This window comes from Peptostreptococcus anaerobius VPI 4330 = DSM 2949 (assembly GCF_000381525.1).
In the GTDB taxonomy this organism is placed as follows: Bacteria; Bacillota; Clostridia; order Peptostreptococcales; family Peptostreptococcaceae; genus Peptostreptococcus; species Peptostreptococcus anaerobius.
Window position 1 is genome coordinate 1 of sequence record NZ_KB906608.1, and the last position, 14,922, is coordinate 14,922.

General features: G+C 34.8%; 18 protein-coding genes. 15 read left to right on the forward strand and 3 right to left on the reverse strand.

Annotated features, from left to right (window positions below):
• The 9 genes from F823_RS0102100 to F823_RS0102140 form a co-directional block, all read left to right on the forward strand.
• Positions 1–253 (forward strand): hypothetical protein (locus tag F823_RS0102100; protein ID WP_019595328.1); only part of this gene is annotated, 253 nt, incomplete at its 5' end.
• A 206-nt stretch (positions 254–459) separates the two neighbouring features.
• Positions 460–1,251 carry a Fe-S cluster assembly ATPase SufC gene (gene sufC / locus F823_RS0102105; protein WP_002845041.1) on the forward strand — a complete coding sequence of 264 codons (792 nt, stop codon included), beginning with the start codon at positions 460–462 and terminating at the stop codon, positions 1,249–1,251.
• Positions 1,241–2,653 carry a Fe-S cluster assembly protein SufB gene (sufB, locus tag F823_RS0102110; protein ID WP_019595329.1) on the forward strand — a complete coding sequence of 471 codons (1,413 nt, stop codon included), beginning with the start codon at positions 1,241–1,243 and terminating at the stop codon, positions 2,651–2,653. Before sufC ends, sufB begins: the two co-directional genes overlap by 11 nt.
• 11 nt (positions 2,654–2,664) lie before the next feature.
• Positions 2,665–3,495 carry a SufB/SufD family protein gene (locus F823_RS0102115; RefSeq protein ID WP_002845039.1) on the forward strand — a complete coding sequence of 277 codons (831 nt, stop codon included), beginning with the start codon at positions 2,665–2,667 and terminating at the stop codon, positions 3,493–3,495.
• A 111-nt stretch (positions 3,496–3,606) separates the two neighbouring features.
• Positions 3,607–4,842 (forward strand): aminotransferase class V-fold PLP-dependent enzyme, encoded by a 1,236-nt coding sequence (locus F823_RS0102120; protein ID WP_002842524.1) that lies wholly within the window; start codon positions 3,607–3,609, stop codon positions 4,840–4,842.
• On the forward strand, positions 4,832–5,278 hold the full coding sequence (sufU, locus tag F823_RS0102125) for a Fe-S cluster assembly sulfur transfer protein SufU (protein WP_002845038.1): 447 nt from the start codon (positions 4,832–4,834) through the stop codon (positions 5,276–5,278). The genes F823_RS0102120 and sufU overlap by 11 nt, the downstream gene beginning before the upstream one ends.
• Positions 5,279–5,477: 199 nt before the next feature.
• Complete coding sequence (locus tag F823_RS0102130) at positions 5,478–6,062, forward strand: hypothetical protein (RefSeq protein ID WP_019595330.1); 585 nt, start codon at positions 5,478–5,480, stop codon at positions 6,060–6,062.
• 11 nt (positions 6,063–6,073) lie between these two features.
• Positions 6,074–6,622: a chromate transporter gene (locus tag F823_RS0102135; RefSeq protein WP_002842551.1), complete on the forward strand. Its 549-nt coding sequence runs from the start codon at positions 6,074–6,076 to the stop codon at positions 6,620–6,622.
• Entirely contained in the window at positions 6,623–7,180 is a 558-nt protein-coding gene (locus tag F823_RS0102140) for a chromate transporter (RefSeq protein ID WP_002842508.1), read from the forward strand.
• 632 nt (positions 7,181–7,812) lie between these two features.
• Here F823_RS0102140 and F823_RS0102150 read toward each other — a convergent pair.
• On the reverse strand, positions 7,813–8,223 hold the full coding sequence (locus tag F823_RS0102150; protein WP_002845033.1) for a hypothetical protein: 411 nt from the start codon (positions 8,221–8,223) through the stop codon (positions 7,813–7,815).
• A 57-nt stretch (positions 8,224–8,280) separates the two neighbouring features.
• Entirely contained in the window at positions 8,281–9,012 is a 732-nt protein-coding gene (locus tag F823_RS0102155; RefSeq protein ID WP_002845032.1) for an HAD family hydrolase, read from the reverse strand.
• Positions 9,013–9,163: 151 nt separating this feature from the next.
• On the opposite strand from F823_RS0102155, the gene F823_RS0102160 reads away from it, so the two are divergent.
• The 4 genes from F823_RS0102160 to F823_RS0102175 all read left to right on the forward strand — a co-directional run bounded on the left by F823_RS0102160 (position 9,164) and on the right by F823_RS0102175 (position 12,698).
• Positions 9,164–10,312 (forward strand): hypothetical protein, encoded by a 1,149-nt coding sequence (locus F823_RS0102160; protein WP_002845031.1) that lies wholly within the window; start codon positions 9,164–9,166, stop codon positions 10,310–10,312.
• 123 nt (positions 10,313–10,435) lie between these two features.
• Positions 10,436–11,092, forward strand: coding sequence for a helix-turn-helix transcriptional regulator (locus F823_RS0102165; RefSeq protein ID WP_002845030.1), 657 nt, complete (start codon positions 10,436–10,438; stop codon positions 11,090–11,092).
• A 251-nt stretch (positions 11,093–11,343) separates the two neighbouring features.
• The gene (locus F823_RS0102170) at positions 11,344–11,634 is read left to right on the forward strand and encodes a hypothetical protein (RefSeq protein ID WP_002842535.1); all 291 of its coding nucleotides are present in this window, start codon (positions 11,344–11,346) and stop codon (positions 11,632–11,634) included.
• Positions 11,635–11,930: 296 nt separating this feature from the next.
• Positions 11,931–12,698: a hypothetical protein gene (locus F823_RS0102175; RefSeq protein ID WP_242821680.1), complete on the forward strand. Its 768-nt coding sequence runs from the start codon at positions 11,931–11,933 to the stop codon at positions 12,696–12,698.
• Positions 12,699–12,792: 94 nt separating this feature from the next.
• On the opposite strand, the gene F823_RS0102180 is transcribed toward F823_RS0102175, so the two are convergent.
• Positions 12,793–13,047 carry a hypothetical protein gene (locus F823_RS0102180; protein WP_002842548.1) on the reverse strand — a complete coding sequence of 85 codons (255 nt, stop codon included), beginning with the start codon at positions 13,045–13,047 and terminating at the stop codon, positions 12,793–12,795.
• 133 nt (positions 13,048–13,180) lie between these two features.
• Here F823_RS0102180 and F823_RS0102185 point away from each other — a divergent pair, with 133 nt between their 5' ends.
• Both F823_RS0102185 and F823_RS0102190 read left to right on the forward strand, forming a co-directional pair.
• Positions 13,181–14,092 carry an MBL fold metallo-hydrolase gene (locus F823_RS0102185; protein WP_026333314.1) on the forward strand — a complete coding sequence of 304 codons (912 nt, stop codon included), beginning with the start codon at positions 13,181–13,183 and terminating at the stop codon, positions 14,090–14,092.
• A gap of 22 nt (positions 14,093–14,114) precedes the next feature.
• Positions 14,115–14,921: a GTP pyrophosphokinase gene (locus F823_RS0102190; protein WP_019595331.1), complete on the forward strand. Its 807-nt coding sequence runs from the start codon at positions 14,115–14,117 to the stop codon at positions 14,919–14,921.
• Position 14,922 lies beyond the last annotated feature (1 nt).

Consider the following 14,922-nt stretch of genomic DNA (forward strand, 5'->3'; position numbering starts at 1 on the left):
GAAAAATATGACAAAAATAGACGAACATCTTCGAAACCGTATGAGAATAGTCATCTGGAAACAGTGGAAAACCAGTGAGAAAAGGATGTGGGGGTTAAAGAAACTTGGCGTACCCGAATGGATGGCAAGACAATCCGTAGGATTTGCAGACCATTATCAGGCGGTAGCAAAAACAGCCGGACTTCGCAAGATAACAAAAGAAATCCTCGCAAAGCGAGGACTCATTAGTTGTTTAGATTATTACATGAATTGAACCGCCGTATGCCGAACGGCACGTACGGTGGTGTGAGAGGGAGGAGAAAGTCCTCCCTACTCGATTCAAAGCAGCAAATAAAAAGCCTTTCAGCTAAAATGCATCTTGTTAAAAGAAAAACAAAATAATTCCTAGTAAATTAGTCGAGATTGATTGATTTTTTTGGGTAAACATAGTAATATAGTCTTGTACAATGAGAATATTAAATGTTAATAGAAAGGAACGTGAACCTAGTGAACGATAAATTATTAGAAATTAAGGACCTATGTGTTAAGGTTGGAGAAAAAGAAATATTAAAGGGTGTTAACCTAGTTATAAATAAGGGTGAAACTCACGTAGTAATGGGACCTAATGGTTCAGGTAAATCTACACTTGTAAATACTATAATGAGCAATCCTAAGTATGAAATTACTTCAGGTAAGATATATTTTGAAGGTGAAGATGTAACTGATATGGCTGCTGATGAAAGAGCAAGAAAAGGTATTTTTATGTCATTCCAGCATCCGGTAGAAGTACCAGGTATCAGTGTTGAAAACTTCATCAGAACATCTAAGAATTCTGTTGAAGAAAAGCCAGTATCTGTATTGAGATTCAATATGGACCTATCTAAGAAGATGAAGGAATTAGAAATGAAGTCTGAATACGCTGGAAGATACTTAAACTATGGTTTCTCAGGCGGTGAAAAGAAGAAGACAGAAATACTACAGATGCAGATTCTTAATCCAAAGCTTGCTATGCTAGATGAAACTGACTCAGGACTAGATGTAGACGCAGTTAGAATAGTTGCTGAAGGAATAAAGAAGTATAAGAGTGATGAAAATGCACTTCTTATAATAACTCACCACAAGGAGATAATACATAACGTAAAACCAGACCACGTTCATGTTATAATTGACGGTAAAATCGTGAAAGAAGGAGATTTCTCAGTTATAACTAGAATTGAAGAAGAAGGATATGGCTGGATTAGAGATGAGGTGAATTCATCTAATGGAAACTAAGAAGAGAACTCAAATAGAAGAACAGGATCGTGGCATATACGATATAAAAAATGAATTTAAGTTCAAGTCAAAGACAGAAAAGGGATTAACTGAGGAAATAGTAACTCAGATATCAAGGGAAAAGAATGAACCAGATTGGATGCTTGAGATAAGACTTGCATCTTTAAAGAAATTCTATGAGCTTGATAATCCTACATGGGCACCCAACCTTGATGAAGTAAATATTGACGAGATAACTACTTACATCAGACCGGATGCTGACCTTGTTGAAGACTGGGACCAGGTTCCAGAAGATATAAAGAATACATTTGATATGTTGGGTATACCAGAAGCCGAAAGAGAAAAGAACCTTTCAGGTGTTGGTGCCCAGTATGACTCAGAAGTTGTATACCACAATATACAGCAGGACCTTCTAGACCAGGGAGTAATTTATACTGACTTTGAAACAGCGGTAAGAGAATACCCAGATATAGTTAGACAGTACTTTATGAAGTGTATAACTAATGCAGACCATAAGTATGCTGCCCTACACTATGCTGTATGGTCAGGTGGTTCATTTGTATACGTACCAAAGGGCGTAAATGTAAACGTACCACTACAGTCATATTTTAGATTAAATGCACCAGGAGCTGGTCAGTTCGAACATACGCTTATAATAATTGAAGAAGGTGCCTACTGCCACTTTATAGAGGGATGTTCAGCACCTAAGTACAATGTTGTAAATGTACACGCCGGAGCAGTTGAGCTATTTGTAAAGGAAGGCGCAACTCTTAGGTATTCTACAATAGAAAACTGGTCAAGAAATATGTACAACCTAAATACTAAGAGATGTATAGTTGAAAAAGATGGTAAGATAGAGTGGGTATCTGGATCATTTGGTTCAAAGGTATCATGTCTATATCCGATGTCTATACTAAGAGGAGAAAATGCCAAGTCTGAATTCACTGGTATTACATTTGCAGGTAAGGGCCAGTACCTAGATACAGGTACAAAGGTAGTACATGCAGCACCTAATACATCATCAACAGTAAATTCCAAGTCTATATCTAAGGACGGAGGAGTTGCAATATACAGGGGTCTTGTAAAGATGACTAAGAATGCTACTGGTTCAAAATCTACAGTATCTTGTGAGTCTCTAATGCTAGACCAGGAGTCAAGGTCTGATACTATACCAGTAATAGATATAGCAACTCAGGATGTCGATTTAGGCCACGAAGCAAAGATAGGTAGAATAGATGATGAAGTTATCTTCTACTTGATGTCAAGAGGTATAAGTGAGGCTGAGGCCAAGTCAATGGTTGTTAGAGGATTCGCTGAACCTATAGCAAAGGAACTACCACTTGAATACGCAGTTGAAATGAACAACTTAATAAATCTTGAACTTGAAGGTACAATAGGTTAGGAGGAATTACGATGATAGCAAATACATTACCACTAATAACTTGGAGATGGCTAAAGGTAAACGACTCTATAATCGAATTGCCAGAGGTAAAAGACCAAGTTCACAATATAGTAGCAGAAGAAGGGGACAACATATCAACTCTATTTGATATAAATGAACTTTCTAGTGAAAACAAGGCTAGACATACTAAGATAAATATAGAAGCCAAGAAGGGGTCTAATGTAGACCTATACTATGTAGCTAGGTGTACAGATGAAGAAAAGGCCCTAACAGATATAGTTGCAGATGTAGCAGAAGATGCGTGTGTAAACTTTATCCAGGTTGAAGCAGGTGCCCACCAGGCTATTACAAACTATACTGCCAACTTGAATGGCAAGAAGTCTCAGACAAATGTTGAATCAGTATACTTTGTAAACAAGGACAAAAAACTAGATATAAACTATATAATCAACCATATAGGTGAAGAGACTAATTCAAACCTATTGATAAATGGGGCCCTAAAAGACCAGGCAAGAAAGGCCTTTAGGGGAACAATTGACTTTAAGAGAGGGTCAAAATTATCTAAGGGGGCTGAGGAAGAATATGCAACACTTCTAGATGAAGGTGTAAGAAATATCGCAGTTCCAGTCCTACTATGCCAGGAAGATGATGTTGAAGGTCTACATGCGGCCAGTGCAGGTAAGATAGACCAGGATATACTATTCTACATCATGTCTAGGGGTCTAGATATAGATTCAGCTAAGAAGATGATAGTTGAGACAAAGCTAGCACCTACTATCCACAAGCTACCTAACAAGGAGCTTAGTGAATCTGTATGGAAGCATATAGAAGAAAGAATATAATTTAATTGAAATAAAAGATATGATTGGGATTGTAGCACAAAAGTTCAATCCCAATTGTAAAATAAAATAAATAATACTATAGGTATAATTTAAGGAAGAGAGGCAAGCCCGATGGACAAGGAAAGAGTAAATGAAATAAGATCAGAATTCCCTTACCTAAATGAAGAAAAAATGGGAAGAAAGATAGTATATTTTGATAATGGAGCCACATCTCAGAAGCCACAGTGTGTTATTGACGCCCTAAGTAACTACTATAGTTACCAGAATGCAAACCCACACAGGGGTGCTCATTATCTAGGTATGCTGGCTACTGACCTTTATGAAGATGCAAGAAAGACTACAAAAGAGTTCTTAAACGCAAAATCAGAAAATGAAGTTATATTTGTAAGAAATACAACTGAAGCCCTTAACTTGATTGCCTATTCTTATGGATTGGACAAGTTAAATCCAGGAGATGAAATATTAATCTCCATCGTGGAACACCATAGTAACCTTGTTACATGGCAGTTTGTTGCCCAAAAGACAGGCGCAGTTCTAAAGTATGTATATTTAAATGACAAGAATGAAATAGATATGGATAGTTATAAGGCAGCCCTAAGTGAAAAGACTAAGGTTGTAGCACTTGCAGGAGCTTCTAACACAGTTGGTGGAGTTATAGATGTCAAGGAAGTTGTAAGACTAGCCCATGAAGTTGGAGCAGTTGTATCACTTGACTGTGCCCAGTTGGCACCTCATGTAGTGATGGATGTACAGGATTGGGATGTAGACTTTTTATCTTTCTCAGGTCACAAGATGTATGCGCCAATGGGTATAGGTGTCCTATATGGCAAGTATGAGATACTTGACTCAATGGTACCATATATGTATGGTGGAGATATGATAGAATATGTTTATGAACAGAATACTACATTTGCACCAGTACCAGCTAGGTTTGAGGCAGGTACTCAGAATGTAGGTGGAGCAGTTGCCCTAGCAGAGGCTATTAGATTTATGCAAAGAGTGGGAATAGACAATATCCATGAGCATGAACTAGCACTTACAGACTACTGCTATAAGAAGATGGCAGAACTTGACTTTGTAGAGATATATTCTACGGACTCATACCTAAGATCTCCACTTATAGACTTTAATATCAAGGATATACATTCACATGACGTGTCTACTGTACTAGATACTTACGATATAGCTATAAGAACAGGACACCACTGTGCGATGCCACTACATACTCATTTGAAGTTGAATTCTACATGCAGGGTAAGTTTTGCAGTTTATAATACATTTGAAGAAATAGACTTCTTTATTGATAAGTTAAAAGAAGTAAGAAAGGTGATGGGATATGGATCTTAAGAGTTTATATACTGATATGTTGCTTCAGGAAAGTAACAATAAGGCAAATAGAAGGGATTTAGATGATCCTACATTTAAGGAATTGGGTCATAATCCATCATGCGGGGATGAAATCACCCTACAGTTAAAGATGGATGGCGAAACAATAGAGGATGCCAGCTTTGTAGGCGAAGGTTGTGCTATATCAAGGGCATCTACATCAATGATGATTGACCTTATAAAGGGCAAAAATATACATGAAGCCAAGGAGTTGACAGAGAAATTTATAGGCATGATTAAGAAGGAAGTCGAAGTTGATGATGACCTAATCGATAGCCTAGGAGATGCAGTAGTACTTGAAAATGTATCAAATATGCCTGCTAGGGTAAAGTGTGCAGTGCTTGCATGGCATACACTAGCAAATATAATAGACAAGAACTATTCTGAAAATAAGTAAGGGTTGTTTAGACAAACTAAAAATTTTTCGATTAAGTAATGTCATAGTTTTGGCATTACTTGATTTTCTATTTAGACTTTTTGATAAGTGTGGTAAAATGTACTTGTAGCTTGATATATAAAAGTAGATTTATTGTACATTATTAGTATTTCAATAGGGCTGCTTAAATAAATTTATTAATAATAAATGAGGTATGTTTATGTTTGATGAAAATAAGAAGCTTTTAAAGTTTGAAGATGAAGAATTTAATTTAGAAGTAGACTACCAAAACAAGAATAGTGTATCTCAAGATACTATTGAGAGAGTAAGTATCAAAGATTCTAGTACGGATGATATCTTGGATGTAGAATACGAAAACAAAAAAACAGACCAGTCGGAAGGTTTTGATCTTGATGATTCAGGCCATATACCAATGCTTGAACAATTGATGGCAAGTTCTAATAAGAATGTGTATTATGAAGAAGACCAAGGAGATCACTATGAAGAAGACGAAGATTACTATGAAGAAGACGAAGATTACTATGAAGAAAATGAAGATGATTTTGTTCCTATAGGACTTAAAAAACCAAAGCCTAGAATGTATGATGATTCCTTGGATAGTATTAGAACAGTCTTGCTTGATGAGTACGAAGATGATTTTGTAGATAATGAAAGTGATTTAGAAAATTTATCAATCAATTTTTACGATGATGATAATGAGGGCATAGAGTCTAAGAAACTTGAACAACTTGAAAGGATAGCGAGTGCCCTTGAGAGAATTGCTGATATGATGGAAAAAAGATAGGACTTGATAAAATGAAGATTTTATTTGAATTATTTGTAACCTTTATGAAAATAGGTGGTTTTACTTTTGGTGGTGGCTATGCTATGTTGCCGATGATTCAAAAAGAAGTTGTAAATAACAAAAAATGGGCTACTGATGGGGAAGTTTTGGACTACTTTGCTATCAGCCAAGTAACACCAGGTGTTATAGCCGTAAATACTGCTACATTTATAGGATATAGGTTGGCAGGAGTAATGGGTGGTGTATTTGCCACTATAGGAGTTATTTTCCCTTCAATAATTATTATTGCAATTATAGCTGCATTTTTAAATAACTTTGCCACTTTGCCGGTAGTTATCCATGCTTTTAATGGGATTAGGGCCTGTGTATGTGTACTGATTTTGACTGCTGTTTATAATATGGCTAAAAAGTCTATTGTTGATATAGCTACAGCTATCTTGTTTATTGCGGTTACACTAGTTACAATAATGAAAGTGGTATCTCCATTTGTACTTGTAATATTATCAGGTATTTTTGGGGTCATAATACAATTGATAAAGACTAGGAAGAAGGTGGGATAGTTGGGAAATATATATCTACTAGTCTACTATTTCTTTACAACAGGTCTATTTTCTATAGGGGGTGGACTTGCAACCCTTCCATTCCTATATGATATAGGTCAAAAAACAGGTTGGTATACTGCTATGGATGTCGCCAATATGGTTGCTATAGCCCAGTCAACTCCAGGACCTACAGGAATCAACATGGCTACTTATGTTGGATTCAAGCAGTTTGGAATACTTGGGGCATTTATTGGGCCTATATCTATAGTAGCGCCATCTTTGATCATAATTATCATAGTGTCTAAGATTTTGAATAAATTTAAAGAATCAAAGCTAGTAAAGGATGTATTTTATGGCATTAGACCTGCATCTACTGGTCTAATACTAGCCGCGGCCTTTAGTGTTATTCAAATATCCCTAATAAATATGGAGTCAGATTCTGGATTTGTAGGATATTTTAGGTGGCCAGCTCTAGGACTGGCAGCCTTGGTATTTGCACTATATAAGTGGAAGAAGCCCCACCCTATAGTCTTGATAATTCTTTCTGGTCTATTGGGAGTTATATTTAAAATATAAATGCCTAGAATAGGATAGCGACTTATTTTTTTGGAATTTGTCGCTCCTTATTCTAGGCTGTTTTTTAGTTGAAAAATTTAATCCTACTTTTGATTTTTTGATAGTAAAATTCTATTGCCATACTAAACATATAATCGTAGGCAAAAAAGCCTACTTGATATAATAAAAAACCTCCAAGCAGGTAGATTGGCTTTATATTTACAAGACCGACAAAATATCTTATCTCAAAATATATAAGCAATAAAACAAGGTTGGCATAGAGGATTTTTATAGGTGTTTGCCTATTAAAAATCAATTTAAAAGGAGAATCTGTTGTCAGTTTTTTATACTTTGACTCTATAAGAGCTTTTACAATGCCGTAATTTCCTATCGAGCTTAAATATACAATAGCCCTTAGTTTATTACTGACCAAGAGCAGACAAAGTAGGGACAAGGCCACGAAATATAGACCTGCATACCTTAGATCGATTTCAACTATTACTGCAAGTATAATAAAAGATGAGACGACCATTAGGGCTATGGTATTTGTATCTATTATATTTACTAGTATAAAAATGATTGAACTAAAGGCGAGAAGGAGACCACAAAAGGCCAATTTTCTCGCCGTAGTATTTTTATTCATATTTATAGACCTAGCAGCAGGCTATTAAGTCTCCACCACAGCACTCACACATTGTGTCCAAGCACCATAGTTTGCAGCAGGTATCACAACAATTTCCACCACAGCAACAGCATCCAGCATTGTCTAGCCCGTTTCTGCTCCTATTGTAGTAGTCTGCCCTATTGTTGTAGCCACTTCTAGCATAGATGTATTGGTCATAGGCATCTTGATATTCCCTATTGCCTGGTTCCATAAACTTAGCCCTCTTAAGATAGTCTTCACCTTCTTCATAATAACCAAGTCTCATAGCTGCTAGTCCCCTAAGATAAAACCATTCAGAAGTCCTATCATCAAGTCCAGAAAGTGAATCATAGGCTCTTTTAAAATTTCCTTCTGATATCATTCTTCTTGTGTACGAAAAATCTGTAAATGTTGCTGTCATATATATCACTCCTTTAATTACATAATAGTATTATAAACTTTACTTATTCTTAGCTTCTTATAGATTGTCTATGTGGTTAACACCAGGTTTCAATTCATATATAACATCTTTTCTTTCTACCATTATTTTTGCCTTTTTACTCAAGTCACCATCCTGGGATATCTTGTTGAGCAATTCCCTAGATGGGTTTATGGCAATTGGGTTACCGACCCTTTTAAGCATACAAAAATCTCCGTTTGTATCTCCATAGGCATATGAATTTTCCATATCTATATCGTATTTTTTGATAAATTCATCTATGGCCCTGTCTTTACTATGGGAGTCCCACATAGGGGTCACATTTCCAGTGAGTATGCCATCCTTATTTTCATAGGTTGAACCTACCCAGTCATCGACCTGGTATTTTTTTGCCATCCTGTCAACTAGGTAGTCTGGTGAGCCAGATATAAATATTAACTTGTGGCCTTGGCTCTTGTGCCAGTTGATCTGTGACCTAGTATACCTGTAGACCCTGTCAGACTTGAGCCTTATAACTTGGTCGCTTGTAAAATCAAGGACCAACTGGTCAAGCCCTCTTATAACGTCTATATACTGGTCGGATATCTCATGTATATAATCATCGTAATTACCCTGCCTCTTATCCCAGTTGTTGTAGGTAGAGGACAGGCTATCGGACCATTTTTCTTCTTCTACAACATCGTATTTTATCAATTTTTTGAAGTGTTCTATTAGTAGGGAATCTCTGTACAAGGTCCCGTCTATGTCAAAAAATGCTGCTATATTTCCCATTCACTACCTCCTAGCAGTTAATATTAACTCTAGTATATCATAATGTCTGAAAAATGTAACAATAATTTATAATATTATTTGCTTATACTTGATGCTTTACACAAATTGTTTTTTCCTTTAATATAGAACTATAGGCATTTGGAGGTGAAATATGAAGTTTAAAAGAGCTTTTTGTACAGATACAAGGCTTATGGGAGCTATGATGCTTGTTGTCGAATGGATTGGTGAGTCAGGTATAATAGAGGCACATATATTTTTAATGGATTCAGAAGGACTTGGTTTGACTGATTTTTATAAATATGAATCTAGTGATATGAATTATCTAGAAAGGGTCTACAAGTATAGGACTGGTGGACTTGGAGGACATAATGTAGGTGTAGAAATGACTATGGCAGCCTATATGGTCAAGTCTTATAGGGACAGGACTATCAGGTATTCAAAGCCCCTACCTGAAAATTTGGATATAGGTTTATATGAAGACATAGATACAAGTAGTTTGTCGGTTGAAGATATGCTAGATTTGACCTGTAAGGATATATCCTGTGACAATGAATTTATAAACTACTGTGTTATGAGGTTTATTGCTAGAGATAGGGAAGGCTTGCTATATATTTCGGACAATCAAAATGTTGCTGACCACCATATAACGGAAATTAATGGAACACTTTTATATAATAAAATAGAAAAAAAGTCTGATGATCGTTTTGTGTGTATATGTGCCTACGAAGACAAGGATGGATACTATGAGGCAAAGTTGATTGTTAGTATAGATAAGACGACAGTGAGACAGGTTGAGGGTATATATAGTGATTTTATAAATATAGAGGAATATAAGTCTTACTATAAACTAAGGTCTATAATGGTCATAGATAAGTATCCCATATCGGAATATGATGCATTCTGCCTAATATCTAAGCCGGAATTAATAAAAAAATATAGGATCCTAGATGATATGAAGAAATATGATATATCTAGAGAATTAATTAATATGTGTCCGGCAATACAGACTAATGACTATGAGCGTGGTATTCTCCTTACTCAATACTATATGGACAATAGCCATGTTGAAGAAGATGAGTATATCATAAACAATGACATAATGTTTAATATTTACATAGATGAGAAATACCTTTATTTAGCAGCCTATGATTATGATGAATTAGATCAAGTGAGTTTTAGCATGGAGAAAATATTTTCAGAAGCCATAATTGAAGAAAAATTATATGATTTTGACGATTTAATCCTATTCGACTTTATAGAGTCGGAAAATGAAGATTTTGACGATTTCCTAGATGAATAGTAGAAAATTCAAATAAAGATTACAAGATGTGTAAAATTATGGTAAAATAGAAGTAGCAATTATATAACAAACGGAAGGAGTGTAAAACAGATAATTAATGGTTATATCTGTTGGTAAAAAAATATGGAAATCGGCACATACAAGGGTGAAGTAAAAGATTTTGAAAGTTTTATTGAGTACATTAATACACTAGCTGTTATTATTTCCGAGATGTTTGGTCAGAATTGTGAAGTAGTAGTCTCAGACTTGGATAATCCGGACCACGCAGTATTGGCTATCTATAATGGTGAAGTAACAGGAAGAAAGGTGGGAGATCCTCTAAACACTAGGTCAGAAGAGTTGATAGAGAGAAGTATCGGTGGATATAACATCAACTATAAAAAGGCTAATAAGAAGATCAAGAAGGAGATAAAGTCATCTACAATAGTTACTAAGGCGTTTGGAAGAAATATTTCTTTTTGCATAAACTACGATTGCGATGATCTTACAATGTTACAGGGACAGTTAAAGAAATTCCTTTCAATGGGCAACGAGGCCTATGATGAATTTGATTCATACAATAATGGGGAGCTAGTAGAGCAGAAATTAATGGTAGAAGTAGAGAAGATGGGCAAGTCTATTGTCAGCATGAATAAGAGCGATAGGATAAATTTGATAAGGAATTTGAAGGCTACAGGTGTATTTAAGATACAAAAGTCGGTCCCGTATGTAGCTGAGCAGTTGGGGGTATCCAGATATACAATCTACAACTACTTAAATGAGATAGAAAAAAATAAATAAAAAAGCATGATAAAATTTGTTATTTGTGTTTATGAAAAGAATTATTGGGCAAATATATAATACAAACATAATAAATTAAAATACTCAATCTCCCAAGAGAAGACCTCATCCCCCTGAGGTCTTCTCTTACTTTGTAATCAAAATTTATTGATTGACATTATGAATTGATCGTGATAAGATTTAATTAAATGTAACGTTACTATAATGGTCACATATAAATTTTTTACTAATATTTTGATAGGAGAATTGTAATGAAAAAAATGTCTTTATGTGTTATTTCTGGTATGGTTTTGAGTTTACTGATGACTGTGCAAACGTTTGGAGCTGAACTTTCTGGAGAAGTAGAAGCTAACTACAGGGCTATGGGTATGACAGAAGCAGAAATTATGTCAGTGAAAAATGAACTAAGTGACGTAGATGACCCCAATTACATAACTAATACCGAAAAAGAATTCTATATTAGGATGGGTATTAAGCCAGAAGATATATACCCACCAGAAATGATAGATTCTGGATATGTGTATAGGATTTATATACAGTAATGAGTACTAAGAAAAGTAATTTATGTTATATCATCGCTATATTTTGCATATTTTTTCTCCTAACAGCTTGTACTACAGGTTCAAATAATACCAAAATAGAGGAAGATATAATAGTAGTGGAAAATGAACCAGGTTGAGGAAGCACACATTTTAATATTTTTGATAAAAGCTTAAACCTAAAAAACAGTAAAAAAGCTAGTTATAGCGTTATGGGTACAAGGATACAATCAATAGCAACTGATGAAGATAATGTTTACATTACCACCCAATATGAAAATAGTCCTATTGGCGAGAAAATGTCGGATGATTTGCTTGTATATTCATTGGATAGTTTTAAGGAATCTAGTATTAGGTTGATGTCGCATATGGCTGATTCCATCTTGGTGGATGATACTAGTATATACACAACTTTTAATTGGGATGAAGGTGTTCTAATATGTAAACAAGACAAGGAAGGTAAAAATCACATAAAGAGAAACTTGGATCCATCTCACCAAGGATTGATAGAAAACATGGTTGATATGGGAGAAAAGATAGGTTTGGTTTATACCAATATGAACGAGAGAACTACATACTTACATGTAGTATCTAAAGACACTCTTAAAACTACAGAGACTTTAAAACTTGAAAGTGATAAATTTTCTACTTATCGTTATATTATGTATAGAGGTGGATATATATACTTGGCAGGAAGCACAGAGGATGAGAACTATAGAGGAGTATTAACTATAGTTGATCTCGCAAATAAGAGCTCAAAAAATATCTACGCACAGAAAAAAGAGGAATTTGTATCGATACATGATAAAGGGGATAAGTTAATATTGTTTGCCTGTGACAGCGTAAGATATGAAAATTCAGGTTCAAGTGTATATGAATTTGATAAAAAAACGACCCATATCGCTCAAAAATCAAGATATGATTTACCAATTGAAAGGGTTGTTCAGACGGATGACCAGTATTTTACAATTGGATACGGCAATATTTGCAGGATAAATAAAAACTATAAAATAGATAAACAAATAAAAGCAAAAAGTACATATACCAGTCAGATTTTTGTGAGGTAGTGTACAGGAGATAAAAATGAGGTCACGATTCATCTACACTAGATTTGAATATGTGACCTTTACTTTTGGTGTATATAACAATAGTGGTTAAGCACTATTTTCTACGCTTTTGAATAAATGAAGATCCAAGATACTTCTTAATATCTTCTTCAGAAGAAAAATCATCTACTAGGATTTCACGTCCTGTATCTTCAAATACAACTAGGATTTCGCAATCTCCCTGTAGGAAAAACTTTCTTACAGTTTCTTCTTTTACTTCTCTAACTTTAATTATATTTTTCTTTTCTTTTTCAAAATCTTTAGTGTAGTAACTACCCATCATGTTGATAAATTTTGTGTATCTGTTCATAACTTTTCCTTTCTTTAAATACATATTTACCATTATACAGAATAACAACTTATCTTACAAGCTAAAATATTTGTCTTAAATCCGTTTAAATATGGTAAAATATAGAGGGTAGTAATTTATGAGAGAGGTAGCTATGGAATTAAAAAACCTTAAAGGGAATACTAACTGGATAAGGGGTGGGACAAATACAGGTGTTTATGTATTTGAAGACAATACAGCCCTTTTGATAGATGTTGGATTAGGTGGAGATAGACCAGAAAAATTAATAAAAATATTAGAAGAAAACAATATAGTACCTAGTCATATAATCTGTACCCATGAGCACGAAGATCATGTGGGTGGAAATAAACAGATCAGGGACAGGTATCCTGACATCAAGATATATGCATCTAAGAAGAGTAGGGTCTATATAGAAAATACAGACATATATATGGATTTCTTGGTTGGTGGAAGAAGATCAGGCTTAGTTGTTGATGCTATTGCAAGTTATATGGATGAGTCTAAGGTTGATTTTACTATTTATCCAGACCAGGTACTGACTATCAATGGGCATGACTTTAAGATATTTGATTGTTCAGGTCATACAGAAGGAAGTATAGGCATAGTGACCGACGATGGGGTAGCTTTTTTCTCAGATTTGATGGTGACAGACAATTCACTGGATAAATTTGATTTTTTATTTATGTGCGATTATTCAGCCCAGATGAAGTCGCTTGCTAGTCTTGCCTATCTTGACTTTGATAGGGGAGTGTTGGGTCATTCTTCAAGAGTTTTTACTAAGGATGAGATGATGGTTGTTGCAGACTATAACTATAAGAACCTCCTAGCTATACTGGAGTTTTTGATGAATAGTATTGAGGAGCCTAAGACCTTTGATGAGTTGATTAAGGTGTTTATAGATAGCAAAAATTGGCCAACAAACTATATAGCATATTTAGAATATAGAAATTCACTGAATGCTGCAATATCATATTTGTTGGATTCAGAGATAATAGACTATACATTAGATGACAATATTATGAAGTTTAAGATGAAAAACATATAAAAGTAGATAGGAGGATGAATATATGAATTATGAATCATGGAAAAAAATAATAAGTCCCTATTCATTCGCAGTTGAAGAGTTAAAAATCAAATTTAGAAATATAAGAAAAGAATACCTGGACAAGGGTGAGCATAGTCCGATTGAATTTGTAACTGGTAGAACAAAAAATATATCTTCAATAATGTCTAAGATGCAGAGGTTAAATGTAACAGATATAGAAGGAGATATAGAGGATATAGCAGGTATAAGGCTGATGTGTCAGTTTGTTGAGGATATATACGTAATAGTAGATATCATCAGACAAAGAGCTGACATGAGGGTTATAATGGAAAAGGACTATATACAAAATGTAAAAGAGAGTGGATATAGGTCCTACCATATGATCATAATGTATCCTATTCACACTATAGACGGTTCAAAGGAAATCCAGTGTGAGATACAGATACGTACTCTTGCTATGAACTTTTGGGCTACTATAGAGCATTCATTAAAGTATAAATTTGATCATTATTTACCAGATGAGTTTTCTGCTAGGCTTCAAAGGGCGGCTGATGCGGCCTTCCAGTTAGACCAGGAAATGGGTGCAATTAGAGAAGAGATAATAACAGCCCAGGTTCTATTTAGTGAAAAAGAGAGTGTAGCATCTGATGTCTACACTAGGATTTATAAGCTTAGGGAATTTGGAGATTTGGATAAGTACTTTAAATATAGGGCGAGGATAGATGAATTATCATCAAATAACGATGTATCGGGATTGATAGAGTTAAAAAGAGAGTTGGATGAAATACTAAAGTCTCTTAGGATCAAAAACGATAGGAAGGAAGACTAGT